A 24,565-nucleotide genomic window follows, 5' to 3' on the forward strand; every position below is an offset into this window, starting at 1 on the left:
GAGCGCTTTCACCCTCAACCGGGCATGCACTGCGCCTGGTGCAGCTTCCGGGGTGAGTGCGCGAAATGGACGGGAGGCGAGCGATGATCCAGGCCATCGTCATCGCCGTGGTCAGCGTCGGCGCTGGCCTCCTCATGCTGGGCAACGACAAGAACGAGCCGCCACCTCCGCCCGCCGCAGTGGTTGAGCAGGCTCCGTTTGTGCCGCTGGCCAATGCCCTGTATTGGGTGGGTGGGTGCTCGGTTGCCTGCTCGCTGATATGGGGCCGGAGCATCGTTCGGGCTGCGCAGTGCCGCAGGCAATAGCCGGTCATGCGCAGTCCGTTAAAAAAAACAACCACCCGCATCCAACCCATGAATGCCATCCTGAAAATCGCCCTGGTCGCGCTCACCGCTTACAGCGTGGGCACGCTCGTGGGGCCTGTGGCCATCGGCGCGGTCAACGAGGCCCAGGAAACGCTCAGCCCGTTCCTGGTCATCTCCGTGGCCATCCTCATCGGCTCCATTGGCTATGCCGTCGGAGCGGTGAGGCGTTCGCCCTTCGTGCCGGAATACCCCGAGTACCCGGAACGCGAACGCTACCGTTGAAGCCACCCGTGTAGTGGACAACCAATACAGCCCCGCTTCGTGTTATCCGAGGCGGGGCTTTTGTTTTTTCGCAAGCGCCAAGTCGGCGCATCACTCACCACCCTCAACTCATCAACACCATGATCACCGATACCATCGAACCCGTCTCAGCCACAACCACCAAGCCTTGCAACCTGCTCCTGCACTGCGGTAGCCACGCCGTCAGCCGTGGAGAGCTCGCGCAGGCACCGACGCCACCCCCGACCAGCACCTGGAGGCCGATTGCTCACTTAAAACTCCTGCAAGTCGTGGAGGTCGCCCTGCTTACCCAGGGCTTTGCCATTGCCGGGCAGGCGCATGGGCTCACCCATGACAACGCCCGTTACTTCGGCCTGATCGAGGTCAGCGGCTTTACCCACAACCCGGACTACCACTACGTGGTCGGCGTGCGAAACTCCCACGACATGCGCTTCTCTGCCGGGCTCGTCGCGGGCAGCCAGGTGCTTGTCTGCGATAATCTGTCTTTTTCGGGCGAGATCCAGTTGGCCCGCAAGCACACCCCGCGTATCCTCGACGACCTGCCCCGGCTGGTTGATGCCGCTGTGGGCAAGCTCAGGCGCTACTGGGACCAGCACGATTACCGGGTCATCCGTTACCGCGAGGCCCGCATCAATGACCGGCGTGCCCATGATCTGGTTATCCGCGCTGTCGATACCGGTGTCATGGCCAACGGATACATCCCCAAGGTCCTCTCTCTGTGGAGAAAGCCCCGTCATGAAGCGTTCATACCCCGCACCCTCTGGAGCCTCCAGAACACCTTTACGGAAGTCTTCAAGGGCCGCGTGGACCTACTCCCGGACAGAACCTGACGCCTGCACCGACTCCTCGACCATGAGGCCGGACTCAACTAGGCCTCACAAGCCCTTGGTGTAAACCATGGTTTACACCGGAGAAGCCCCACCATCGGCCCTGCCGCTACTCGGCAGGAACCAAGGGGGCTTTTTCTTTAGCTGCGGTATCTTAAAGCTCACAAGTAAGTGGACCACGGGGCAGTGCGTTGGGGCTCGGGGGCAGCCTCTTCATTCTTGTCTTAATGACCGGATAGCCTTCTTGGGGTTCACAGTGCTGGCGTCAGCCAAGATCAGGCGTGTGAAAACATTTTTGGGAGTAAGGGCCCTGGCGATGGTTCTCCCGACCACGCCACGATCTGGGGCTTTATGTCGCGTCTTGGGGTTGACGGGATGGTTGGGGTGTTTGAGTTGTTCAACGAGCAACTGCCCAGCCAGGGCTTGATCGCCAGTTTCGGCAAGATCATCGGCGCCAGTTTTATTGAAGCTTCCAAGCAGCGCAACCGCAGCTATGAGAACGAGCAGATCAAACGCGGAGAGGTGCCCGAGCGCATCGCCAAGAGGTCGAGCCGGGCCCGCCGGAAGGATCTCGATGCGAGTTGGACGCAGAAGAACCATGTATCCTACTTTGGATACAAGAACCACGTTAAGGTCGATGCAGCCAGCAAGTTAATCGATACCTTTACCCTCACGCACGCCGCCATTCACGACTCCCAACCGGTCGGGGGACTGCGACACGAAAGCGACCGCGAGACGGTCCTGTGGGCCGACAGCACCGACGTCGGGCCGTTCATCGCCGCGCTACTCAAAGGCTTCGCCATGCTCGCCAACATCTGCGAAAAGGGTACTGCCATCCGTCCGCTCAGCCGTGAACAAAAACGTGCCAACAAGGAAAAGAGCTTGGCATCTGAAATCTCATAGGTGGACTGCTCGCTCAAAATTATGCCCTTAATCGAAGTGGCCTTGAGCTTGCGGCTCCAGGGCAACCTTCGAAGAGAGCCGTAAGTTATTTTCAATAAACAAGAAACATACAAATCCCACACTCCACCATTTCAAGCATTGACCATTTCGATCAAAAACGTTCATTTTCAATCAATGCTTAAATTTGAGCGCACCCAGGCCATTCTCCGGGCCATCCAGCAGAATGGCAGCGTATCTTTATCCGAACTCGTCGAAGAACTCCACCATTCGGAGGCGACGATCCGGCGCGACCTGGCCGAACTCGAGCGGGAGGGAAAGCTCATCCGTACGCATGGGGGGGCCATCCTGCCCCAACGCCTGGCGCTGGAGCCGAGCTATGACGAAAAACGCAGTTGTAACTGGCCGTTCAAAAAGCAAATCGCCGATTGCGTTCTCAAAGCCATCCCCGAAGGCGTCACCATCTATCTCGACGCCGGCACGACCTGCCTGGAGGCCGGAATCCGGCTGCTGGAACGCAATGCCAACCCGATTTTCACAAATTCGATCCCGTTGCTTGTCGCCAGTTGCAATTACCCCGGAACGGTCACGGCAGTGGGGGGAGAAGTGCGTTCCATCAGCCGGGCACTCGTCGGAGCCATGTCGCTAAACTGGCTGGACAAACTCTATTTTGACATCGTCCTGATCGGGGCCTCAGCCATCCGGGATGATGGCGCCGTTTTGACCACAGAAATCCATGAAGCGTCGCTCAAGGCCCACGTCATCGAGCATGCCGACAAGGCATTCCTGCTGGCGGACTCGGACAAGCTCACGGCCTCCGCCACCCTCGAATTTACCACCCTCAAGCAGCTTTCAGCCTGGTACACCGACCATCGGCTGGACCGTAGCAAGTTCGCGCGTCTGCGCAAAAACTGCTCTGCCACTATCATTCGCACTCCCCAACCCTCATGATGTACTCAAAAAGCCTGGATCAGAAACTCGCCCGCATCCGCGCGGGCAAGGATACCCGTGAAGATTTTATCATCGCCGACGCCAAGGACGCCGACATGGCCTTCGGGATCATGGCTCCAGGCCCCAACCGGGCGGGAAGCTGTCCCCACGGCTACGACCAACGCCAGGGCTGCTACAAAACACTAGATGACTACCTGAGCCAGATCCGGGCCGTCATCCGCCAGCAACTCGTGGACATCGTGCTGCTCTCCGCCTCCAACCTGGAGAGGCTTGCCATCGACGAAGGATTGTTCAAAAGCTCCCCCATCACTCCGGCCGCTCGGGCCAATGACACCACAGATGTCTGGGCCGTGCGCCGCGGACAATATTCCAACCATCCCTCACGCCACTTCCGCACAGCCACCCTCGACCACATCAAGTACGGCCGACTTGAGAACAACTACCACCGGCCCTGCCTCGGGGCCGACCTGGGGCTGTACTCGGTGACTTTCACGAACAACCTCGACTGGGACTACGCCGCGCTCGCCGCCTTCCATGACTTTCGGCTGGAGGCCGAGCGCAAGCGTTTCCGCTATTTTTTGGAGGTATTCAACCCGAACGTCAATCCGGGCTTCGACCCGCGGGAAGTCGGCGGCTTCCTCAACGACAACATTATCCGCTGTCTGGCCGGAGTGACGCGAGCCGGCCGCCCCGTCTTTCTCAAAATCCCCTACAATGGCCCTGGGCCGCTGGAGGAACTGGTCTCCTACGACAGCAGCCTGGTCGTGGGCATTCTGGGCGGCAGCGCGGGTACAACGCTTGACTCCTTCCAACTGATCCACGACGCGCAGAAGTACGGCGCCAAGGTCGCGCTCTTCGGACGCAAGATCAACCTCTCCGAGCACCCGCTCGCCTTCATCGAATTCCTCCGCCGCATCACAAACGGAGAAGTCACGCCACGGGAAGCAGTCAAAGCCTACCACGGAGTCCTGCAGCACGACCGGATTGAGCCCAAGCGCAGCCTGCAGGACGACCTCACCCTGACCGAGACCACGATGAGCTATTCGTAGGCACTCAGTGTTTGCCGGTGTTCGCCTTTGCCACCGTACCGCGGTCCTCGTACTGCACCGGGAGCACGACTATGGCCGGACCGGTTGTAAAGCCTTCCGCCTTGAGGATCAGGCGCAGAACGCCCTCTTCCCCCACCCGTTTGAGCGGATACAGAACGGTCGAAATCTGAGTCTCAGATGTCGGAAGATGCGAATCGACGCCAATCGCAATCAGGCTGACGTCTCCGGGGATGGACAGGTTCGCCTCTTGCAAGGCGCGCATAATTCCGAACGGCTTCGAAAAGCCGGAAAACACGGCGGTAAAACTGGCTGCGGGGTTTTCGGCCAGGTAACGCTTGACGGCCTCATAGCCGTCGTCAGCCGAATCGCCATCGCTGCGGACAATGATCACGTTTTCCGCGCTCAGGCCCGCATGCATGATCGCCCGGTTCAGGTGCGAGGACTCAAAAGGAGAAAGTTCGTCGGAATAGGCGGACTTCACGCAAAGGATTTTGCGGTGCCCTTTCTCCTTGAGGATGTTCAGGGTCATCTCGAAAGTCGCCTCGTAATTGGGGATTACCGAGTCCCAGCTCGGATCGACGGTGCCGTTGACGATAACCACCGGGAGGTTGACCTTTTCCAGCTCCTTGAGCAGGGACGGCGGAGGCGGCCCCAGGACCAGAATCCCGTCCGCCTTGCCGCGGGTGAAAATATCCGTGCCGTGCAGGGAGTTTTTGTCGTGGAGCCGCTTGATGATGGCGTGAAAGCCGCGCTCTTCCATCGCCTCCTCGATCCCGCGGTAGATTTCCGAAAAGTAAGGGTTCTCAAAGCAAGACTGGAGATCCTCGAAGGTCGCGACGATGAGGGTCTTGCTCAGGCGGATACGGGCCTTTGAGCGGTAGCCCAACGCTTCAGCCGCGCTTTTGACCTTCGCACGGGTGCTATCCGGGATGGAAATGTCCTGCCGGTTGTTCAGCACCATGGATACGGTCGCCAGAGACAGACCCGTTTTTGCCGAAATATCTTTGAGTTTTGCCATACTCGCTTAATCGTACCTGTGTTCAGCCGGCCTGGGAGCGAAGAATCCGCAAGCCTACAGAGCGTTCTCCCCGTATCATCAGTTCAATTTCACGCTGACAGACAGACAACTAAAAAAAACGCTTCTTTTAGCAAAAAACAGGTCCGCAAGTTTTAATGCTTTTTACTGTGCCGCCCCGGCAACTGGCATTCGTAAGAGGTGACAGTCCGTTTTGATGCTCGGCCCAGCCGAATCCGCCGCGGGTACGGGCTGCGTAAGCCCGCATATATCATGCCGCATACTCTAGATTCATGTGACTAGAGATAATTGTCCAGCATATCGTCCCGGCAGCGCGGCTGAAAGGGGTTTGAGGCCCGCCCGTCCTCCTCCAGTCTCACCACCCGGGAGACTCCGAGTTTTTTCACGGTATCGATCAGCATCGGGGGCGTGGTCACACGTGCCGTCTCCACCAGCCATTCCAGCAGGCGCGTCCGCCCTTCCCAGACCTGTGCCAGAAAGTCCGGGTGGCGATAGAGGTTTCTGCGCTCCTGCGGGTCACACTCCAGGTCGTAAAGCTCCCCCTCCTCCTGGCCGCCGAAGAGCGACCGGGGGTAGAAGACCAGCCGCCATTTGTCCCAGCGCACGGCCTTGCTCCAGGCATTTTCGGTCACGGCGACCCGATCCGTCCCGCCGGACTCCCCGGCCATCAGCGGGCACAGGCTCCTGCCGTCCGCGTACCCCATAACGGGCACGCCGCACAGTTCGGCCAGCGTCGGCCCGATATCGACGTTTTCGACCAAGGCCGGGCAGCATCTGCCCGAATCAGCCAGGCCGGGAACGCTCCAAATCATGGGCACACGGCACACTTCGTCAGAGGGAATCCCGGGAGCTTTCTCCAGTAGCCCGTGAATGCTGTGGTAAGCGCCGTGATCGCTGCCGAACACGACAACGGTGTCCTGCCGCAAGCCGCGCTCGTCGAGAAAGTCCAGCAGCAGTCCGATGACATAATCCACCTGACTGACGCAGGCCAGCGTGCCCCGCCAGCACCGCCGGAAGAAAGCCTCAATATCTTCGCCGGGCGTGCCGTACTCGGCCGGGTACTGCCTCCAGCTTTCCCATGTCTTCCTGAAATGGGGCGGGCGTTGGTCCGGGGGCAGGTTCCAGGTCGGCGGCAGTTCAATATCCTCCGCATAAAGCTCCCAGAAGCGCTGGTTGGGCAGGAGCGGATGGTGGGGCTTTTGCATGGAAGCCTGGACAAAGAAAGGCCGCCCAGGCTCACGGTCGATGAAGGCCATCGTCCTTTCGGCGGTCCACACCTCCTGGGTCCGCTCCAGGGGCAGCAGCGACGGCCTCGCGTCAATGGGCACCCGCTTGGGGCCGTAGACCCCCGAGTCGTTGTGCCAACTGTCCTCATAATCAAGCAGACCGTCCCTTTCCAGTCCCGAGAGAAATTCACTGGAGCCATGCTGATTGTCGGCCGTCTCGTAGCTGTCACCAAAGACATCCACATCGTCGGCAATCCAGTTCCTCGGCGCACAGGGCAGGTGCAGCTTGCCGTAAGCCGCCGTCCGGTAGCCGGCCTGTCGGAAATGCCGGAAGCAGTTCGGCAGGCCGGGGTTGGCATTGCCGCTGAGCCCGTAGTAGCCATGATTGTGGCAATACTGGCTTGAGGCAATGCAGACACGGCTGGGCGTGCAGATCGGGTTCTGACAATAGGCGTTCGTAAAAGCCATGCCACTGCCGACAAGACGGTCCAGATTCGGCGTGAGTGCCTGGGGGTGCCCAAGCGCGTGGACCCAACCCGCATTGAATTCGTCGGCCAGGATCATTAACACATTCATGACGCGGAGTCCTTAGGTTCAACGTTTTCAGAGTAATAAAACCAGTCGTCGGCAAAAGCGCCCGCGCGACCGCTCAAGTCACACTGCCCCTTGCCGGTGACCGGAAAGTCGGCCCCATCCCTGGCGGGATCGACATAACGGGCAAACCATGCGGCAAGCTGGCCGCGCATGCGCTCGGCCAAGGCAAAGCACCGGGGATCCCCGATCAGGTTATGCGTCTCGCCCGGGTCTGACTGAAGGTCGTAGCATTCGTGCGGGCCGTCCGGAAAGCGATGGACGTACTTCCAGCGCTCGTCACGAATCATGCGCACGGGCCCGTACTCGTCGAAGACCACCACCGGCGCGCCGGTGGCATCCGCCCTCCCCTCCCACAGATCCGTCCGGATCGCGCCGGGCAAAGCCGCCGGCACCTGCCGCCCCAGTCCGAGAAAGTCCAGCAAGGTGGGCATAAAATCATAATGGCTGAAGAGAGCCCCGGCGCTCACCCCTTCCGGCACGCGCCCAGGCCGCGAAAGGATAAAGGGCACTTTGACCGACGTGTCGTACATGTTCTGCGGATAGGTGCCGTTGCCCTTGCCGTAAATGCCGTGGTGCCCCATATTCATGCCGTTGTCGCTGGTGAAGACGATGAGCGTTCGCCCGAGCTGGCCGCTCCGCTCCAGCGCATCGAGCAACCGGCCGATAGCCGCATCCATCGCCGTCACGGCGGCATAGTAGCCGCTGAGCATTTCACGGCGAGCTTCCCGTGTGTGCACCCGCGGGGCGGTGTCGATCTGCCAGGGATGCATGGGAAGCTCGGGCACCGACTCGAACGCACAATCGTTGAAATACGGTTCGTAATACTGCGCCGGGTGCTGGTCGCGCCCCCACGGATAATGCGGAGCGGTGTAGTGAACCCCCAAGTAAAAGGGCCGGGCTCCGTCGGCGTACGCCTCCAGGAACTCAAGCGCGTAGTCGGTGATAACATCGGTCACATAGCCGGGAGCCTCGCACTCCTGCCCGTCCCGAATCCAGGGCGCGTGGTAGTAGGAGCCGCCGCCCTTGGCATGAACGTGCCAGAAGACATGGTCCCCGCGCGGCACAGGAGCCTGCCCGAGGTGCCACTTTCCGCTCAAGCCGCAGCGATACCCCGCCTGCGCGAGCGCCTCCGTATAAGTTGGCAAGCCCTCCAAATAATCAATCAGTGAGCCGTCCCCGGACTCACTGGGGCAATTGCCCCGCCGCACCCAGTCGTGCACGCCGTGCTGGGACGGGATGCGCCCCGTCAATAACGACGCGCGCGCCGGAGAACAGACCGGAGAGACACAGAAAGCATTTTCCAGGCGCAATCCGCGGGCCGCCAAGCGGTCGAGATGGGGGGTGTGAATCTCGTTGTTGCCGGCACACCCGAGCGCCCAGGCTCCCAAGTCATCCGCAAGTATGAACAAGACGTTATCCATGTCTATATCCTAATCTACGCTCTGGCTGGCTTCTCACTCGCCCGCAGCCGATGGCCACACTGCACCGGGTGAGCCTGCCTGTTCTTGGCCGCTGGTGGATTGCCCTGACTCACGGCCGGGTCGCTCTCCAGAAGTAATCCGCCGGATCGCTCGGGATATCGCCCGCTTCCCGAAGTTCCAGATGCCCGTCGAGAAAAACGAGACCGACCTGGCCGTTGTTACGGGGATTGATCTGGGCAGTGGTCAGCCCGCTGCTGGTCTTCACATCTCCCAGGTAAGCGATGTTCCCCGGATCATCCAGCAGGTTGTACAAGCCTTCCCTGTATTGGTAAGAGAGGTGGGTATTCGTCCCGAAGGTGCGCGCGGCTGCCCCCTCTTCAATCAGCGGCGTGTAGAAAATGCTCCCTTCCATGTCCCGGCCGTAGCCGGGGAAATCAATATCCGGATAGGCATACGCCCACAGCACATTGAGCCAGGTGGTATTTACCGCCGTCGTAATGGAGTAGGCCGCCGGGTACACGCCTTTGTTTTCCTGCGCGTACAGCATCGAGTAGGTGAAGCACTGACGCATGTTGGCGGTGGACTCCGTGATCTGCGCGCTCATGCGGACCCGGGAGACCGCCGTGATCAGCAGCGCTGCCAGTACAGAGATCACAGCAATCGACACGAGCAATTCCACCAGCCCGAACGCCCTGCCCGCTCCGCACCGTGTGTGTGTCTTTCTCATGGTGGAGTCCCTATCGCTGAAGCCAGGATTCGTCCTGAACGGTTTCCTTTCCCCGCTCCTGCCAGATTTTCACATAATCGACTTCCATCTGGGTTCCGTCCACTTCCGGACCGACTTTTCCCGACCCATAGGTAATGGCCAGACTCAGCCATACGGGTGACTCGTAGAAGGCACAATAATTTTTCAGGCGACGAATCTCCTTCCCATCGAAGTACCAGATAAGCTCGTCCTCGTTCCACTCCAGGGCGTAGGTGTGAAACTCTTCGCTCAGGTCCTTATCTACCACAACATTGTCATCGAGCGAGGCGATCTCTACCCAGTCATTTCCGTTCCAGTACTCGATGCAATAGTCGTTAATGTAGCCGGTGTATCCGTTTTCGGCCGGATTGTTCCAGCCGGTCACGAATTGCACGCAGCCGACCTCGCGCGGCTCATCGCCAAAGTCCAGCTCGTAGACGGCCTCCCCCTGCCCGAGGGAAATCCACGAGGTCGAAATATTACCGTCCACCGCGGCTTCGGGCGGATTCGTTTGGGCGTAGGTGTCGAAGGTCCGGCTATGCCGGACGTTTGCCTCGCGAGCATAGTCCACTAGACCGTCCGGCAACTTGTCGACATAGGGCGAGGGATAGTTCCCATCCATTTTTTTGGGAAACACCCGCAACGAGCGCAGATGAAAATACGAGTCATGCTTCGTGGAAAAACGCAGCTTGGTCGTCTGAACCGGGATATCCAGAATGACTTCGCGGTCTGCCCGACTGTCCGAACGCGAACTGAGCGTATAGCTCTTGGGCCAGTTCGGCCGGTTGCGCCCCCGCGGAGAATTCGGAGACCAACTCACATCGGTGTAATTATGAAGGTTCATATTGATCTCGTCGGGGTAGTGTCCCTCGTTGATATCAATTTCAAAGCGCTTCACACCATCTTGCTCAGGCACATTCTGCCATTTTTGAGTCATTAGCCAGAACGAGTTGTTCGTCCCGCTGGCGGCGGCGTACTTGTAGCGGCACTCGAAGTACCCGTATTTCCAGATGGCCCGCGTCCAGATGTTTCCAGCGGTCCATTCCTGGCCGCCCCGCTTCTCCTTGCGCGCCACCAGCTTCAGCGTTCCCTCTGAGACGACGGCGTTTTCACGCCACCGACTCGAAAGGATGTGCCCTGCATTGGAACGGTTTTCGGAGATCCAGTTTACCTCCAGGGCATCGTCCGGGTAGTCGAAATCGTCTTCGAATACCAGCACCCAGTCACGGCCGGAAGGAGGTTCCGCCAGGCAATGCGCACCAGGCACAACGACCGCAGCACACAGAGTAAACAGGGGCAAACACTTCAGGGATTTAATCATAACAAACGGGATATAATATTAGCAACAAAAACAGGTTCGGACCGGGCTCTCGGGGAAGTTCAGGAGCGACGGCGGCGGCACTGGCAAACCACCACCAACAGGGCTCCCAACGCGCCCATCAGGCCAGAACTGGCTTCAGGCACCACAGTCAAGGTCACGCTGTCGTCCAGGTCGATGCCATAGCTGATGCGGTAGATGTTCGCGCCGATCACGACGGTGTCACCCTCTCCGAGGCCGTCGAAATAACCGGAAACACCCGCCAGCGTCGAAATAATCGTGAACCGGTAGCCCGCGCTCAGCGACGTTCTTCCCTGGTCGCTAACGATCAGGGAGGCCAGGCCCGACCCCAGGTTTGCACTACCGTTGACGTTGATGAGGTCAGCCGTACCGGAATCGGAATTCATATCGACCACATAGGCCGCATCCGTGTAGGCCATGTCGAGCGCCCCCATGCTCAGCGTGCCGATGTCGCCTTCAGCCACGCCCGCGGTCACCAACGCGCTCTGGAAAGAGCCGGTGCCGTCACCAACCTGCACCGCGCCCGTGATGATGCCCGTGCCGCCCAGCAGTCCTTCGCCAACACTGACTGCGGCGGTACCTGTGCCCGAGCCGCTGGCATTATTGACAAACAGGGATCCTCCGCTGATCAGCGTTCCGCCCGAATAGGTATTGCTGCCGGTCAGCACCTGAGTGTAGCTCCCGCTTTTGAGCAGCGCCAGGGTCGTACCCGTGCCCGTGCCGTCAACCATCAGGCCCGCGTAGGAGGAAACGCTCGCACCGGAGCCGTTCAGGGTCAGTGTCGCGGTGGAAGCATTGGACCCGTAGCTCTTGGCGGCGACGGTGCCACTGTTGCCCGAAAGGCTGGAAGCCGTCAGTCCCCCGGTGGAACCACCGGAAATGTCCGCATCATGCACGTACGTCCTACCGTTTACTGTCAGCGCCCCAAAGGTCGCGCTGTCGGCATTCACTCGCAGGGTCGCCCCGCTGGCGACGGTTGTGCTTCCGCCCACGCTCACCGAGGTCATCGCAATCCCGGACGATCCCATTAAGAGGACGCCGCCGTTGGTCTGCACATTCCCGCCAACGCTCAAGGTGTAACCGGGTGAAGTCGTACCGTAGGGGTGAAACAGGAGACTGCCGCTCCCGGACTTGGCCAGATCGCCCTCAATCGTATACGTGCGGGCAACGGACCCCGAAGGGGGGTTCATGATTCGCCAGTTCGCACTCAGGTCCACGGTGAAATTATTGACGCTGTTGCCCGGCACATCGTTGATAGTCGCCCCGGCATACAGGTTCGGGGTGACGATATTGTCCGAGGCGGTCGGTGCCGTGGTGGCGGTCGTCCACGACGAGCCGTTCCACACCTGCCAGTTGCCGGCGACACTGTAGGACGAGGGGTCATAGGAGCTGTTCCAACGGTAGTCGGCGCCCAGCGCACCCGCAACGGGGAAGGCGCACGCGGACACCACCAAGAATGTAAGCAATGAGTTTTTTTTCATCATGGGTAGATAGGGTTAAGGATTCAGATTGAAATCACATAAATCACCCAGCGGACTGGCATCCCGAAAGGGAGAAGAGACACAGACTGCGGATCTGAAAACGAAAAAGCGCAAAGGCGGGATGCGCCTTGGGTTTACTAACAAGCTTCGGCCATCAACACATTCACTTCTAACGCCAGAGTCAAGATTTTTTACTTTAAATTTTACTAAAAAAATAACCTGCTCCACACCCCCAAGAGATAGGACACCGCATACAGCCGGAGCACGCCTTCCCGTACCCGCAAGACGTAACAACACTCCCCCATCCTCTCCGCCTCGAGAGCGACAGCTTCCCGCATCCGAGGACGCACCGACCAGGCGGGCGTCCCGGCCGGCGCCCGGTAATCAATTCGCACCACCTCCGCCCCCCCGGATAAGCGAACATCGGCCACAAAGCCTGGAGACAAACAGAAGCAGTCGATTACTCCCGTCATTCAGGAGCAGCCCGACAAACATAGTAAACTTTTTAGTTAAATTTCCATTTACATAACTAGTGAATTTGCATACAAAATTTAAATAAAAAATAGCCATCGTTTTACTAATAACCCCCAAAGCCCTCTTTTCACACAAGAAGAATTATCGCTTCGATTAAGGCTGGGTTCCCGTCAGCGTGGAATTCACAAAGGGCGGGGAAGGCCGGGAACCACCCCCTTCATTCCGCACGCATCACTTTCAACCATGCCGCATCCGAAATCACCACACACATTGGTCTCACAAGAGCCCGCCTCCCGCTTCAGCCACTGTTTCGAGCAGGGGCCCCTTCCCTACAAGGAATCCCAAATCCACCGGGATCCGGGCTGGCATGTCTGGTGCGGAGCCTTGGTGCGGGACCCCGCCAGCGCCCGCTACCACCTATTTTACAGCCGGTGGCCTGCCGACAAAGGCTTTGACGCCTGGGTCACGCACTCTGAAATCGCCCGTGCCGAGGGCGATTCGCCCACCGGCCCCTTCCGCTACGCCGAGACACTCTGGCCGCGCGACGAAGCCGGTCGGCAGTGGGACGACCACTGCTTTCACAACGTCACCGTCAAGCACTTCGGGGACAAATACTACCTGTACTACATGGGCAACTTCGGCAACGGGGAATGGTGGACGCACCGCAACAACCAGCGTATCGGCCTGGCCGTTGCGAGCCACCCCCGCGGCCCCTGGATACGGCGGGATTCGCCGGTCCTGGATGTCAGCCCCGGTGCCTGGGACGGCCTCATGGTGTCGAACCCGACCGTCACCGACACGCCCGACGGTCGGTACTTGATGATCTACAAGGGCGTAGCCGATGGCCCCACGCCTTTGGGAGGGCGTGTCCTGCACGGACTAGGTCTGGCGGACTCCCCGGAGGGCCCGTTCGTCAAGCACCCCACGCCCATCTTCAATTTCGACGACAGCGCCTTCGGCTTCGAGGACCCCTGCGTGTGGCGCGAGAACAACACCTACTTCTGTATCGTCAAGGACATGGAAGGGACGCTCTCCCCCACCCGTTCGAGCAGCCTTGTCCTGCTTCAGTCCGGCAACGGCACCGACTGGATCCCGAGCCGCCCGCTCCACATCATCGGCAAGACCCTGACGGACAGCACGGGGCGGCAACTGAGCTTCGAGCGCGTCGAACGGCCGCACATCTTTATCGAACCGGGTGCCCCGCCCACGCTGCTGGTGGCCATCCAGCCCCACGATCCTCATGAGCCCGCGTTCAACATCCGGCTGCGCTTCTGAGCGCGCCCCGGATACGACATTGCCCTTTGGCAGCCTTCCCGCGAAAACCTGAGTTTAACCGTCTCGCCCCCCCGTTTCTCATGAATTTCACCACGCTTGACTGGGCCATCATCCTCGCCTTCCTCGTCTTCCTGTTTCTGATCGCACTGTATGCGAAGTCCCTGACCCGCAGCGTGTCCGACTTTCTGGCCGCCAACCGCTGTGCGGGACGCTACCTGCTCACCCTGGCCGACGGCATGGCCGCACTCGGGGCCATCGCCATCATCGCGAACTTCGAGAAGTTTTACAAGGCGGGCTTCGGCGGCGCCTGGTGGGGAATGATGATGGCTCCCGTCGCCATGATTATCGCACTCTCGGGCTGGGTCGTGTACCGCTACCGCAAGAGCCAGGCCATGACGATGGCGCAGCTTTTTGAAATGCGCTACAGCCGGGGCTTCCGGGTCTACGCAGGCATCCTGGCCTGGGTTTCGGGCATCCTCAACTACGGGGTCTTCCCCGGCATCACGGCGCTGTTTCTGATCCACTTCTGCGGGCTGCCCGAAAACTTCGAGTTTCTCGGGTTCATCTGGCAGACCAAGCCCGTCATCATGTTCACCATGCTGGGTATCGCGGTGTGCTTCACCTTGTTCGGGGGGTTAATCGCCGTCATGGTGACGGACTTTTTCCAGTCGAGCCTGCTCAACATCAGCTTTATCACGATATTCTTCATCCTGATCTTTTCGCTTTCTTGGGAGAACATCGGCGCGGTACTCAAGGACGCGCCGCAGGGCATGTCCATGCTCAATCCGTTCGACCAGCACGAACTGACCGACTTCAACGTGTGGTTCTTCCTGATTTTCGCCTTCAAACTCGTCTACAACTGCCTGGGGTGGCAGGGCAACCAGGGCTATAACGCGGCCGCCAAAAGCCCGCACGAGGCCAAGATGGCTCGCGTACTCGGAGAGTGGCGCAACGGCATCACCTACATGCTGATGCTCTTCGCCCCGATCTGCGCCTACGTGCTGCTCAACGGCGGCGGAAGTGAGGAGCTGACACACAGCGTCAACGCCACCCTGGACGCCATCGGCGACCCGCAGACCCAGGAGCAGATGCGTGTGCCCGTGCTGCTCTCGGCCATCCTGCCGGTAGGCGTCCTCGGCATCTTCGGCGCCTCCATCCTCGCCGCAGCCATTTCCACGGATGACACCCAACTGCACTCCTGGGGTAGCATTTTTATCCAGGATGTCGTGCTGCCCTTCCGCAAAAAGGCACTCAGCCCGAAGAGCCATCTGAGACTGCTGAGGCTCTCGGTGCTCGGGGTGGCCGCCTTCGCCTTTCTCTGGAGCCTATACTTCCCGCTCAAGGACTATCTGCTGATGTATTTCCTGCTCACGGGCACGATCTACCTGGGCGGCTCGGGGGCGGTCATCATCGGGGGACTTTACTGGAAACGCGGCACGACGCAGGGTGCCTGGGTCGCCATGACCACCGGCTGGGTCATCGCCGCGGCAGGCATCACGCTTCAGCAGTCCTGGGATCACCTGCCCGCGTTGACGCGTCTCGCGCCGGAGTTCCCGCTCAACGGGGCGTACATTGCCATGATATCCTACCTCGCCTCGATCGTTTCCTACGTGGCGGTTTCGTTGCTCACCTGCAGGAAGCCGTTTCCGATCCGGGAGATGCTCCGCGCCGACGACAGCAAGGACGAGGGTGCCAAGAACAAGCAAATCGTCACGGACACCCGCAACTGGCTCCACCGGATGCTGAACTTCAACCGTGAGTACACCCGCGGCGACCGTGCCATTTACTACCTGCAAATCACCTGGACCATGGGCTGGTTAGCCGTCTTTCTCGTCGGCACCCTCTGGGGCTTGATCACGGATCTTTCCAACGAGGCCTGGCTGAAGTTCTGGAAAATCAATGTCTACATGTATGCGGCTGTCGCCAGCATCACAGTCGTCTGGTTCGTCCTGGGCGGATGCCGGGACATCGTCGTCATGGTCCGCAAACTCAAAACCGCCCCCCGTGACGACGAAGACGACGGAACGGTTTACACGCACCTGGCCGAGTCCAGCCGCGTAGAAGTCGCCCCCCCGCCCGACACCGGCCGCTGAGCCGGTGAGCCCGCCAGACACCGCCTACTCGGGCAGATCCGGAACGGTGAACCGAAGGCGGTAGGCGCGGGGACTGAACCCGCTCTGCTTCTTGAAGGCATGGTAGAACCGGCTCAGGGACTGAAAGCCGCAGGCAAAGGCCACGTCGATCACAGGCAGGTCGCTCAACAGCAGTAGCCGGCGGGCTTCGGCCACTCGCTGGTGTTGCAGGAAGGTTCCCAGCGTCATGCCCCAGCGTTTGCGGAACAGCCGCATCGCGTACTCCGGATTGAGGTTCGCGCTGCGGGCGATTTGCTCCACCGAAAGCGGCTCGCGGAAACGCGCGGTGATCGTCGCGATCATCCGCTCCACATGGTGGCTTTGCAACTCTTCCGCGGGCGGCCCCTGGCGAATCGCACCGTGGTCCTGATCCCTGGCCGCCAAGCGGCGGAAAAACGACTCGACCTCCAGGCGAACCGCCAGATTAAGTTCACTTGAGGCGGAAAAGTCCTCTGCCCAATCCCGAAAAGACGGGATCCGTATGCGCGAACTGGCCCCATCCAGCCGCAGAATATCCCCCCCGATAATCCGCTTGTTGAAAGCAGGGGACAACCGCCAGCCGAGGAACCAGGCCAGCGGTATAACAGCCCAGGAGATTTCCGTGCCGGGAGCGACGGAGACGACCTGGTGCGGCACCGCCGCCCAGTAAACCGTCGTCGCTCCCTGCGGCAGCCTGACCGTCTCCACGCCCCGGCGAAACAACATCTCTCCGCATTCCACATGGTTCAGCTCGATCTCGTTGTGCTGGTCGGCCGTCCGCATCGGATATTGCCTCCCCCTGCCGATGCGAAAGCCGAAGGAAACAGTATTGACCGCAGGATAGGATAATGGCTTTCGCATGGAGGCAGAGATCAGAATCCGACAAAAAACAGGCTGAATACAGCCATTATCCCATCTAGCGGACACCATCCCCGCCGTCAATGATCGAAACCCCGCCGCGGCGAGCATGGCAAGTGCCAACGCCAGTCCCGGGATGTTTCGGCTTCAAGCGAGCTAAAGAGGACATTTCGGCCCGGATAACGGCCTGGGCCCACAAACGGGCCATGTAATCGACCCCTTCCACGTTCGGATGGACGGGATCAACGCCGCACCACCTGGGCTTGCCACTGGCGAACACCTGAAAGAAGTCCGGACATCCTCGATTCTCAGTTCGACGGCCCCTCTCGCACCGTTGAGGCGGATCACGCCCGGATGGGTACATGGACTCATGGCAAAGGACGTTACGAATCGCCCGGTCAGCGCAGGTCTCGAGTTGGTCACCGGCCCGGCCGCATCAGCTACCGTGCGCCCGGGCCAGCGGTGCCAACACCCCGTAGGGAATCGCCACCGAGCCGATGAATAAGGGGGCCTTCCGGAACATGCCGTCTTTGCCGAAGCATTCCCACGGGGCATTGAAATCCTCCCCCTTGCGAAAATCCTCCCGCTGGAAGTGCGTGATCATCTCGCGGAAGATACGCCGTGCCCATGCCGGCTCGCTCTCCATCAGCACGGCTATCAGCCAGCCGCTGGGCGAATGCCAGTAGGCACCGTTCTGGTACTGATTGTGGGGGGTATGCGTGCGTTCCCAGGCGGAGTTGGCGGAGGCATCCCGGTCGCTGGGCACATGCCGGACCCCACCCTCGTGGCAGATCGTCCCCCGCTCCAGTGCCTGCAGTATCGCGGCATGGGCGGCCGCCGCCCGCTTGCCATCCAGCACGCCCAGATAAAGCGCGTAAATCGTCCCCCACACATCCGCCTGTCGTCCAACCTCCGTTGCCGCCAGCAACCACCCGTCCGCGTCACCCTCGAAATGCGAGGCGATGGCGGCAGGGACTCCAGCCACGCTGTCGCGCCAGCGCCGGGCCTCGTCCTCATTGCCCAGGGCGGACTCCAGTTCGGCCAGTTGATGGGCCGACCGCCAGCGCAACAGCGAAGCGAAAAGCAGGTGCCCGGTCATGTAAATGGAGTCGCAGAAAATAAAGCCGACCGCTCGACTGGACGCCTCCGTATAAACCAGGCCCGAATCCGGGTCGATCCTGGGTACGCCGAAAGCCAGTCGCAGGCGATCGATGACAGAAACACCGCCGACTTCCTCTCCCAGAAAGGCCGTGTCGCCCGTGGCCCGCCACAGGTGCCAGGCGATAAGGATGAAGTCGTAGTGGTTATTAGCCGGAGGCAGGAGGCCCCAGGGCTCACCGCCCTGGTCCTCTCCGCTGGAGTAAGTGCCTGGGAAGTAAACGGGTTTGCCGTCAAAAAGCACGTGGTCGGGGATGGCATAGGGAGGAATGACTGCCCCGCTGGCCAGCCGCCGCTCGAAGCCCCCGTTCTGTCCCAGGGCGATGAGATGCAGGTGGTTTTTCATCTCCTGCGCGGTGACAAAGCCGGTCGCCAGCGTGACCGCGAAGTCCTGGGTCCAGACGGCCGGATAGCAGTCCCGCCCACCCGGGCGGATCAGCGGGAACCCGACTGTGTTCGCGGGCGCCTCAGGCCGCCCCAGCTCGCCCGGACGCACCCGGGCGGCTTCAAGGCTCGCCTCGGTGAAATCCGCGAAAAAGCGCATGGAAACGGGGTCAAGTATATCGTTGGCTGTCATTTTCAATTCAGAATAGTTTTTTCGATAATTCGCACAGGGACGCATAGGCCTCCCCGTAAAGGGTAGCCCGTTCCCGGTAAAAGCTCACGCGCTCGGGACACGGCAGCAGGGTTTCGCCCGGCCGGATCCACTCGGCAGCCAGTGCCTCAAGCGGCTCATGATACCGCGCCGCCCGCGCCAGCAGGGCAACGCCCAGGCACCCGGCCTGCGTCACCTGCGGAACCGATACGGGCAGGTTGAAGACATCGGCCTTGATCTGCAACCAGCGGCGGTTTTTCGCGCCTCCGCCCACCACGCGCAGCTCATCGACGGACAGCCCCGCGCCGTCCAGGATACGCAGGTTGCTTTCCAGCTCAAAGCACAGCCCCTCCAGCAAGGCCTTTAAAATCTCACCCCGATGCGTTCCCAGGCGAAGGCCGAGAATCGCCGCCGGCGTCTGCCCGTCAAAGCGCGGCGTCCCCGAGCCCGTGAAGTAAGGCAACACCATCAGGCCCGTCGGGGCCGCCGGCATCTCGGCCAGCATCCGCTCATAGGCAGGTTCACTCGGCGTTTCATTGAGCCACTGCCGGCAGTACCACTGAAGGACGTTGCCGCCGCTGAGGTTGTAGGCCAGCGTCGCGTACAGGCCCGGCATGGCGTGCGCGTAGGTGCATAGATTGTTGTCCCGCAGGGCGGGCTTCATGACGGGGTGGGAAAAGGACGCAATGATGCACTCGACCGTCCCGCTGCCAAGGGCCGCGATCCCCGATCGGACGGCCCCGCAGCCGAGCGCAGCGCACACCTGGTCGTGTCCGCCGGTGACGACGACGGCCCCGGAGGCCAGGTGCAGTTCCCGGCACAGTGCCTTGGGGATCACACCGACCACCTCCCCCGAAGACAGCGGACGGCTCAACTGCGCTTCGTGGATGCCGCAAGCCTCCAGCAACCCGGCATCCCAGCACGCCTGCCGGACATTGAACAGCATCGTGCGCGTCGCCAGAGAATAGCTGATGGCAGGCTCCACGCCGAGGCAATAGTGCACGTAGTCCTCGAAGCATAGGAAACGGGCCACTTGGCGCCAGACATCCGGACGTTCCCGCCGCAGCCAGAGCAGTTTGAAGAGGCTGAAAATGGGATAAGGGGTGTGCCCGGTCGTTTCATACAGCCCGTCGATCTCGCAGGCGTTCACTTGCTCCAGCGCCCGGCTGTCCGAAGACACCATTGCGTTGAAAAGCGGCCGCCCCTTCGCATCCACTCCCGTAAACGCTTCCCCCTGACTGCTGACCGCCAGCGCATCCACCGGATCATCCGTACACCGGGAGGCGACCTCCCGGATCACTTCCAGACAGCGCGCCCCCACCAACTGCGGGTCCAGCTCCGCCCAGCCCGGACGGGGTGACTCGACCGCGTACGCGCGGGCGGCCTCGGCCAACGGCTCTCCACGCGCACTGAAGACAACCGCCTTACAGCCGCTAGTGCCGACATCCAGGCCCAGGGTGCTCATGCCGGGAACCAGGCCTCCAGGTAGCCTTTGACGATACGCTTCATCCGCTCGAAAACCAGTTGCTGACGCCAGGCCGTGGTGAAGTAGCTGAGCGCGGCGGGCGAAGCCGTGTCCGCCTCCGGTCCCAGCAGCCCTACTTCGAGCATTTCCTCAGCAGCGGCGCTGCCCGCCACTTTTCCGGCCCGCCGCGCCATCTCGCGCAACAGGTGGCCGGAGGTGTCGCGCTCGAGCGCTGTCCACAGGTTGACCTTAGCGATACCGTCGGCCGCAAGCCCGGGCAACTGCTCCGGCGACACGGAAGAGGTGCCGTGCAGAACCAGACGCCGCCCCACACTTTGGCTGATTTCCCGGGCACGCTCGCGGGCGTATCTCAGGGCCGAAACGCCGGCCCGGTGTTCTGTCCCCAGATTGGGAACCACCCAGTCCACCCCGGTTTCCAAGCAGAAGCGTTCCGCCTCTTCCTGTGTGGTCAGATGGCTGTCTCCGCCGATGTGGTCGCAGGCCCCTTCGATCACAATCTCGTGCCCGCGTTCCCGTACAAAGCGCCGCGTCGCCGCGATATTCTCCTCGAAGGGCAGACCCGAGGCATCGAACATGAGGGAGGAAAAACGGCTGAGATCGCCTCGCCACAACTCCTCGTCCAAGTCGTGCTGGATATGGTCGAGGTGCAGGAGCACACGCAAGCCACCGAACGGAGAACCCGCCCCGGTCAGCACCCCGATATCGGCCAGAAAAAGTTCTAGCCCGAGGCGCCACTGGCGCGTGTGCGTATAGTAGGCGCTTTGCGTGCGCTCGGGGTAACGATTGGTCATAGCCAGCATAACCGGAAGGTCCGGACGCCCGAGAGCTTCGCCCTGTTGCCGGGCCGCGCTCAGAACGGCCTCCACCGTGGTCAGGTTTTCCACCCCGAAGGCCGGAATGACCCAGGCGTTCCGCCCGGCCTCTGCAAAAACCTCCAGCACCTCGTCACGTTGAGTAATTAGCGGCATGGCCGTTCAAGCGTTGAAGTACTTCGGATAATCCTGCGTGAGCAGATAAAGTGGCGTTTCGTCTTCCTTGATCTCGGGGAAGCGCCCGACCTTTTCGTAAAAGTGGTTGTCAATCCGGTCGTCGTTGACGCGGTTGACTTCACCCACAAGCACTGTCCCCGCCTCTGGATCTCCCCAGAACTTGTGATAGAGTTTCTGCGTCAGGCAGACTGATTCGCCCGGATGCAGGATCAGCGTACCGCCCGCCGGCAAGGTGCGCCGCACCCCATCACAACTCACGGTGACGGGCGAGTCGTCCAGCCCTGCGTCCGGGGTCGAATTCCACAGCTGGATAATCAGGTTCCCGCCGCCACGGTTGATGATATCCTCCATTTTCTGGGTGTGGAAATGCGTCGGCGTGATTTGCCCCGGCTCCACGATCAAGAGCTTCTCGCCATAAATTTTCCCCAGGGGCTTCTTCAACTCGTCGAAGGTTCCGTTGCGCAAAGTGAAGAGCAAAAGTCCGACTTCGGCGAAATCACCGGAACCAAAGTCTGTAATGTCCCAGCCCAACTGCTGCTCCACAATGTCGGAGCATGCTTCGCCGCATGAGCGCCAATGCTCCGGAGTCCAGAATGCGAAAGGAGGCAGGTGAAACTGATGCTCACGCAGGAAAATCGTCGCCTTGCGCATTAACGCGTTAATCTCTGAACGTTTCATGGGGTGAATGGGACTTGAGGTTAATGATGACTGCATTATAGCATCAAAATAAGGAAAATCTTCCCGCTCAGAGTCTATTTATTCCTGAATAATGACATCAAATGGGGCATCGGCTTTTTTCTGCTCTCTGGATGTGGCGGGACGCGGACCAAAATCCATAAGTCACTGACTACCAGTATTCAGCGATTTATTGCATTTCTCAGTTAAGGCTCAATTAAGGTCATTGAGTCGTACGCAGTTGCATTGACGCGCATCGCTCAGTCACTTGCGCGTGCCAGAAGTCCTTTCATTAGAGGGTTGGAGAGGCACCATGAAGAAGTCTATGGCTGCAAGTTGATCGGCGTGAACATGGATAAACGTCTTCCAATCCAAGCGACTGCTGCGCTCCGGCGAAGGCCGGATACCCGCCTCGCGCAGCACCTACCCGATAATCGAGGTACTCAGTTTGGGATAACTGAGATTCTGCGTCACCCCTTGGATACGTGTGTGTATCCCCAGCCTGAATTCTCAACTGCCAGCTTGATGGTGAGCGCATTGCGCTCGGCCCGCCGAGCATGGACAACAGAATGACCGTGGCCCTTCGGGGCATACGCAATCGCAACGAATTGACGATGCTAGCGATAGATCGTCTCTGGTGTCACGAGCGCTGCAATTTTCATCAACATCTTGCGCCCCAGACAACGGCCCTTTCTCTGCAAGCGCCTACGCTAGTTCACATTAAAACCGACACGCTCGCCCTTAGCGTTAATGTTCAGTTGCTCACGAAGGATGCGGTTTGAACGCTTCGCTTTGTCACCGAGGCTGCGCCTCAGTTCGGTACCTCGACCAAATACTCAATGACTTGCTGCTGCTGACGGTTCATAGGTCAGCGCTTAGCAGCTTCCCCCAGCCCGCCAACATGCTCAACAAAAGTAATGCTTGCGGTTTCAAGCTAACTTTGAAAAAAGCCATAAGTTACTGTCAAGGAACAAGAAACCATAAAATCGCATACTCCTCACCACACAATCTCCCTAAGCCATGGACAAATGCTCCTTTGCGGCAAGATCCTGTTGGCTCAAATAGAGTGATGGCCGTATTTTGAGTGTCGCGTATGCGCCTTGATGATGCCTGCCGGAGCATGACAACCGCGCATCGCGCTTACCATCGCAGGAAAAAACATCGCAGCGGGCCGGAGGCTGAGGTCCTCTTCTCTGCCCTTATTGGTTAATCGGGTTCAGGCCGGAACAGGCTGGGGCGAACGGAGCCCAAGGCGTTGAAACTGTTCGTCAGGAGCATCGCAGAGGATGAGCTCTTGGGCCAGAGCCGCGCAGAACCGGGATTCGATTTCAGGGGCTGCCATTGGATGGAGTTGGTGTGGGTCTCTCCCAAGAGCAAAGAGCTGGGTCGGCAGCCGTTGGCGCGCATCGGTGTTGTTTCCCGAAAAACAGCGCGTGGGGATTTTCAGATTCGGGCAATTTTTATCGAAGTCAAAGCGCGGGGCCAAGGATTCCGTTTGGCTGAGCTGCTCGACCGGATAGCGACTACGCATCCGCGCCGGGGTGCACGTATACTCATAGAGGGGTTGGTTATCGACGGAGGTGGGGCCGCGCATGTAGACATAGTCGCCGTCGGTGATGTTTACGTGGCCGCCAAATATACCGAAAATGGCGTGCTCGCGTACGGGTGTATCATCGCAAATGCAGGCGGAGAGATCCTGCCCCGTCATGGCCGCAGTGGGGGTACTCCCAAAGTAGTTCAGGAGCGTGACCGGGATATCGATGGCCGGTTGGATGAGTGCCTGCCGGCGCTCTCCGGCGTACTCGGGGTGCCGGGGGGACCAGATAAAAAACGGGGTGCGCGCGATCTCGTTGTAAAAGGGCATCCAGCACTTGGCCCAGCAGTCGTGCTCGCCCAGGAGAAAGCCATGGTCTGTGCAAACGATGAGCATGGTGTCCTCCCACAGATTGTATTGGTCGAAGGCATCCAGGACACGGCCCAGTTGCTGGTCACACCCGTTGACGAGGGCGGCGTATTCGTAGCGGAGGTGCTCGACCGAGGCAACGGGCTCGCGAACTTCGCGATACTCGGGCCATTCAAAAGGCTGTCCCGTATAGCTGTCGAAGTGGGCGCGGTAGGGCTCCCGGAACTCGTCCAGCGAGAAGAATGGCTCATGCGGGTCGAAGGACTCGATCTGAAGCATCCAGTTGTCGGTGGCGTGGTTGCGCTTCAGGAATTCAAGTCCCTTGTCAAAGGTGACATTCATCGGGTACTGTTTCGCGTCCGAGGTGTAGTTGCGATTCAGGACATCCTGAAGAGCCATGCGGTCAGTGCGCCTGCCTTCGCGCTGTGGCTCAGGCGGGAGACTGACCTGCGCGTACCAGGGGTCGCCCTCCTGGCCGCGTATCAGGTCGAAGGTTGTGTAGCGGGGATGATAGTTCGCGCCGCCGTCCTCCCAGTAGTGCTGATGGTCAGTGGCCAGGTGCGTGTGTATGCCACGCTCACGCAGTATTTCGGGCATGGAGTCGTCGTAGGGCTCCAGCGGACCCCATCCGCGATGGAGGAAATTGGGACGACCCGTGTGCAGATCCCGACGCGCGGGCATGCAGGGCATCGAACAGATGTAGCTGTTGTCAAATGTCAGGCTGCGAGCCGCCAGGCGTTTAAAGTTCGGTGTGCGTGCCCAAGTGCAGCCGTAGGGTTCCAGCATGTGCCGGTTGAGGCTGTCGTACATGACGATGACTGCTTTCATTGTTTCAAAAAGATGATGTATTGATTTTTAAATACATTT

Annotated in this window: 20 protein-coding genes; 8 read left to right on the plus strand and 12 right to left on the minus strand. The window is 60.1% G+C overall.

Annotated features, from left to right (window positions below):
* The first annotated feature begins 83 nt into the window (after nucleotides 1–83).
* The 6 genes from H5P28_RS16655 (at nucleotide 84) to H5P28_RS16680 (ending at nucleotide 4,332) form a co-directional block, all read left to right on the plus strand.
* Nucleotides 84–305, plus strand: a complete 222-nt coding sequence (locus H5P28_RS16655; RefSeq protein WP_185675461.1) for a hypothetical protein — start codon at nucleotides 84–86, stop codon at nucleotides 303–305.
* Nucleotides 306–353: 48 nt separating this feature from the next.
* Entirely contained in the window at nucleotides 354–587 is a 234-nt protein-coding gene (locus tag H5P28_RS16660; RefSeq protein WP_185675462.1) for a hypothetical protein, read from the plus strand.
* A 119-nt stretch (nucleotides 588–706) separates the two neighbouring features.
* Nucleotides 707–1,435, plus strand: coding sequence for a DUF932 domain-containing protein (locus H5P28_RS16665; RefSeq protein ID WP_185675463.1), 729 nt, complete (start codon nucleotides 707–709; stop codon nucleotides 1,433–1,435).
* A gap of 348 nt (nucleotides 1,436–1,783) precedes the next feature.
* Nucleotides 1,784–2,335 carry a transposase gene (locus tag H5P28_RS16670; protein ID WP_185676829.1) on the plus strand — a complete coding sequence of 184 codons (552 nt, stop codon included), beginning with the start codon at nucleotides 1,784–1,786 and terminating at the stop codon, nucleotides 2,333–2,335.
* Between the two features lie 174 nt (nucleotides 2,336–2,509).
* Nucleotides 2,510–3,283 carry a DeoR/GlpR family DNA-binding transcription regulator gene (locus H5P28_RS16675; RefSeq protein WP_185676830.1) on the plus strand — a complete coding sequence of 258 codons (774 nt, stop codon included), beginning with the start codon at nucleotides 2,510–2,512 and terminating at the stop codon, nucleotides 3,281–3,283.
* Complete coding sequence (locus H5P28_RS16680) at nucleotides 3,280–4,332, plus strand: beta/alpha barrel domain-containing protein (protein ID WP_221773465.1); 1,053 nt, start codon at nucleotides 3,280–3,282, stop codon at nucleotides 4,330–4,332. The genes H5P28_RS16675 and H5P28_RS16680 overlap by 4 nt, the downstream gene beginning before the upstream one ends.
* A 4-nt stretch (nucleotides 4,333–4,336) precedes the next feature.
* On the opposite strand, the gene H5P28_RS16685 is transcribed toward H5P28_RS16680, so the two are convergent.
* From H5P28_RS16685 to H5P28_RS16710, 6 genes are all read right to left on the minus strand, one after another.
* Nucleotides 4,337–5,350, minus strand: a complete 1,014-nt coding sequence (locus H5P28_RS16685; RefSeq protein WP_185676831.1) for a LacI family DNA-binding transcriptional regulator — start codon at nucleotides 5,348–5,350, stop codon at nucleotides 4,337–4,339.
* 296 nt (nucleotides 5,351–5,646) lie between these two features.
* On the minus strand, nucleotides 5,647–7,170 hold the full coding sequence (locus tag H5P28_RS16690; RefSeq protein WP_185676832.1) for a sulfatase family protein: 1,524 nt from the start codon (nucleotides 7,168–7,170) through the stop codon (nucleotides 5,647–5,649).
* A complete protein-coding gene (locus tag H5P28_RS16695) occupies nucleotides 7,167–8,609 on the minus strand; it encodes a sulfatase family protein (RefSeq protein ID WP_185676833.1) in 1,443 nt (480 codons plus the stop codon). The genes H5P28_RS16690 and H5P28_RS16695 overlap by 4 nt, the downstream gene beginning before the upstream one ends.
* A gap of 109 nt (nucleotides 8,610–8,718) precedes the next feature.
* Nucleotides 8,719–9,336, minus strand: coding sequence for a type II secretion system protein (locus H5P28_RS16700; RefSeq protein ID WP_185676834.1), 618 nt, complete (start codon nucleotides 9,334–9,336; stop codon nucleotides 8,719–8,721).
* A 10-nt stretch (nucleotides 9,337–9,346) separates the two neighbouring features.
* Nucleotides 9,347–10,675, minus strand: a complete 1,329-nt coding sequence (locus tag H5P28_RS16705; RefSeq protein WP_185676835.1) for a family 16 glycosylhydrolase — start codon at nucleotides 10,673–10,675, stop codon at nucleotides 9,347–9,349.
* 59 nt (nucleotides 10,676–10,734) lie between these two features.
* Nucleotides 10,735–12,177: an autotransporter-associated beta strand repeat-containing protein gene (locus tag H5P28_RS16710; protein WP_185676836.1), complete on the minus strand. Its 1,443-nt coding sequence runs from the start codon at nucleotides 12,175–12,177 to the stop codon at nucleotides 10,735–10,737.
* 714 nt (nucleotides 12,178–12,891) lie between these two features.
* Between H5P28_RS16710 and H5P28_RS16715 the strand changes: the two genes are divergently transcribed.
* Both H5P28_RS16715 and H5P28_RS16720 read left to right on the plus strand, forming a co-directional pair.
* The gene (locus tag H5P28_RS16715) at nucleotides 12,892–13,923 is read left to right on the plus strand and encodes a glycoside hydrolase family protein (protein ID WP_185676837.1); all 1,032 of its coding nucleotides are present in this window, start codon (nucleotides 12,892–12,894) and stop codon (nucleotides 13,921–13,923) included.
* Between the two features lie 80 nt (nucleotides 13,924–14,003).
* A complete protein-coding gene (locus H5P28_RS16720) occupies nucleotides 14,004–16,016 on the plus strand; it encodes a sodium:solute symporter family protein (protein ID WP_185676838.1) in 2,013 nt (670 codons plus the stop codon).
* 24 nt (nucleotides 16,017–16,040) lie between these two features.
* On the opposite strand, the gene H5P28_RS16725 is transcribed toward H5P28_RS16720, so the two are convergent.
* The 6 genes from H5P28_RS16725 to H5P28_RS16750 all read right to left on the minus strand — a co-directional run bounded on the left by H5P28_RS16725 (nucleotide 16,041) and on the right by H5P28_RS16750 (nucleotide 24,526).
* A complete protein-coding gene (locus tag H5P28_RS16725; RefSeq protein ID WP_185676839.1) occupies nucleotides 16,041–16,895 on the minus strand; it encodes a helix-turn-helix domain-containing protein in 855 nt (284 codons plus the stop codon).
* 433 nt (nucleotides 16,896–17,328) lie between these two features.
* Complete coding sequence (locus tag H5P28_RS16730; RefSeq protein WP_185676840.1) at nucleotides 17,329–18,627, minus strand: hypothetical protein; 1,299 nt, start codon at nucleotides 18,625–18,627, stop codon at nucleotides 17,329–17,331.
* Between the two features lie 7 nt (nucleotides 18,628–18,634).
* Complete coding sequence (locus tag H5P28_RS16735) at nucleotides 18,635–20,110, minus strand: FGGY-family carbohydrate kinase (RefSeq protein ID WP_185676841.1); 1,476 nt, start codon at nucleotides 20,108–20,110, stop codon at nucleotides 18,635–18,637.
* Nucleotides 20,107–21,099 (minus strand): class II fructose-bisphosphate aldolase, encoded by a 993-nt coding sequence (locus H5P28_RS16740; protein ID WP_185676842.1) that lies wholly within the window; start codon nucleotides 21,097–21,099, stop codon nucleotides 20,107–20,109. The genes H5P28_RS16735 and H5P28_RS16740 overlap by 4 nt, the downstream gene beginning before the upstream one ends.
* Nucleotides 21,100–21,105: 6 nt before the next feature.
* Nucleotides 21,106–21,798, minus strand: a complete 693-nt coding sequence (locus H5P28_RS16745; RefSeq protein WP_185676843.1) for a D-lyxose/D-mannose family sugar isomerase — start codon at nucleotides 21,796–21,798, stop codon at nucleotides 21,106–21,108.
* A 1,213-nt stretch (nucleotides 21,799–23,011) separates the two neighbouring features.
* Nucleotides 23,012–24,526 (minus strand): sulfatase, encoded by a 1,515-nt coding sequence (locus tag H5P28_RS16750; RefSeq protein ID WP_185676844.1) that lies wholly within the window; start codon nucleotides 24,524–24,526, stop codon nucleotides 23,012–23,014.
* Nucleotides 24,527–24,565 lie beyond the last annotated feature (39 nt).

Source organism: Ruficoccus amylovorans (genome assembly GCF_014230085.1).
GTDB classification, from domain to species: domain Bacteria; phylum Verrucomicrobiota; class Verrucomicrobiia; order Opitutales; family Cerasicoccaceae; genus Ruficoccus; species Ruficoccus amylovorans.

Coding starts and splice junctions, on each gene's coding strand:
- H5P28_RS16695 (WP_185676833.1), bottom strand. CDS start 8,609: ATGGATAACGTCTTGTTCATACTTGCGGATGACTTGGGAGCCTGGGCG.
- H5P28_RS16735 (WP_185676841.1), bottom strand. CDS start 20,110: ATGAGCACCCTGGGCCTGGATGTCGGCACTAGCGGCTGTAAGGCGGTT.
- H5P28_RS16730 (WP_185676840.1), bottom strand. CDS start 18,627: ATGACAGCCAACGATATACTTGACCCCGTTTCCATGCGCTTTTTCGCG.
- H5P28_RS16705 (WP_185676835.1), bottom strand. CDS start 10,675: ATGATTAAATCCCTGAAGTGTTTGCCCCTGTTTACTCTGTGTGCTGCG.
- H5P28_RS16725 (WP_185676839.1), bottom strand. CDS start 16,895: ATGCGAAAGCCATTATCCTATCCTGCGGTCAATACTGTTTCCTTCGGC.
- H5P28_RS16675 (WP_185676830.1), top strand. CDS start 2,510: ATGCTTAAATTTGAGCGCACCCAGGCCATTCTCCGGGCCATCCAGCAG.
- H5P28_RS16710 (WP_185676836.1), bottom strand. CDS start 12,177: ATGATGAAAAAAAACTCATTGCTTACATTCTTGGTGGTGTCCGCGTGC.
- H5P28_RS16720 (WP_185676838.1), top strand. CDS start 14,004: ATGAATTTCACCACGCTTGACTGGGCCATCATCCTCGCCTTCCTCGTC.
- H5P28_RS16750 (WP_185676844.1), bottom strand. CDS start 24,526: ATGAAAGCAGTCATCGTCATGTACGACAGCCTCAACCGGCACATGCTG.
- H5P28_RS16690 (WP_185676832.1), bottom strand. CDS start 7,170: ATGAATGTGTTAATGATCCTGGCCGACGAATTCAATGCGGGTTGGGTC.
- H5P28_RS16700 (WP_185676834.1), bottom strand. CDS start 9,336: ATGAGAAAGACACACACACGGTGCGGAGCGGGCAGGGCGTTCGGGCTG.
- H5P28_RS16680 (WP_221773465.1), top strand. CDS start 3,280: ATGATGTACTCAAAAAGCCTGGATCAGAAACTCGCCCGCATCCGCGCG.
- H5P28_RS16740 (WP_185676842.1), bottom strand. CDS start 21,099: ATGCCGCTAATTACTCAACGTGACGAGGTGCTGGAGGTTTTTGCAGAG.
- H5P28_RS16660 (WP_185675462.1), top strand. CDS start 354: ATGAATGCCATCCTGAAAATCGCCCTGGTCGCGCTCACCGCTTACAGC.
- H5P28_RS16685 (WP_185676831.1), bottom strand. CDS start 5,350: ATGGCAAAACTCAAAGATATTTCGGCAAAAACGGGTCTGTCTCTGGCG.
- H5P28_RS16670 (WP_185676829.1), top strand. CDS start 1,784: ATGTCGCGTCTTGGGGTTGACGGGATGGTTGGGGTGTTTGAGTTGTTC.
- H5P28_RS16715 (WP_185676837.1), top strand. CDS start 12,892: ATGCCGCATCCGAAATCACCACACACATTGGTCTCACAAGAGCCCGCC.
- H5P28_RS16745 (WP_185676843.1), bottom strand. CDS start 21,798: ATGAAACGTTCAGAGATTAACGCGTTAATGCGCAAGGCGACGATTTTC.
- H5P28_RS16655 (WP_185675461.1), top strand. CDS start 84: ATGATCCAGGCCATCGTCATCGCCGTGGTCAGCGTCGGCGCTGGCCTC.
- H5P28_RS16665 (WP_185675463.1), top strand. CDS start 707: ATGATCACCGATACCATCGAACCCGTCTCAGCCACAACCACCAAGCCT.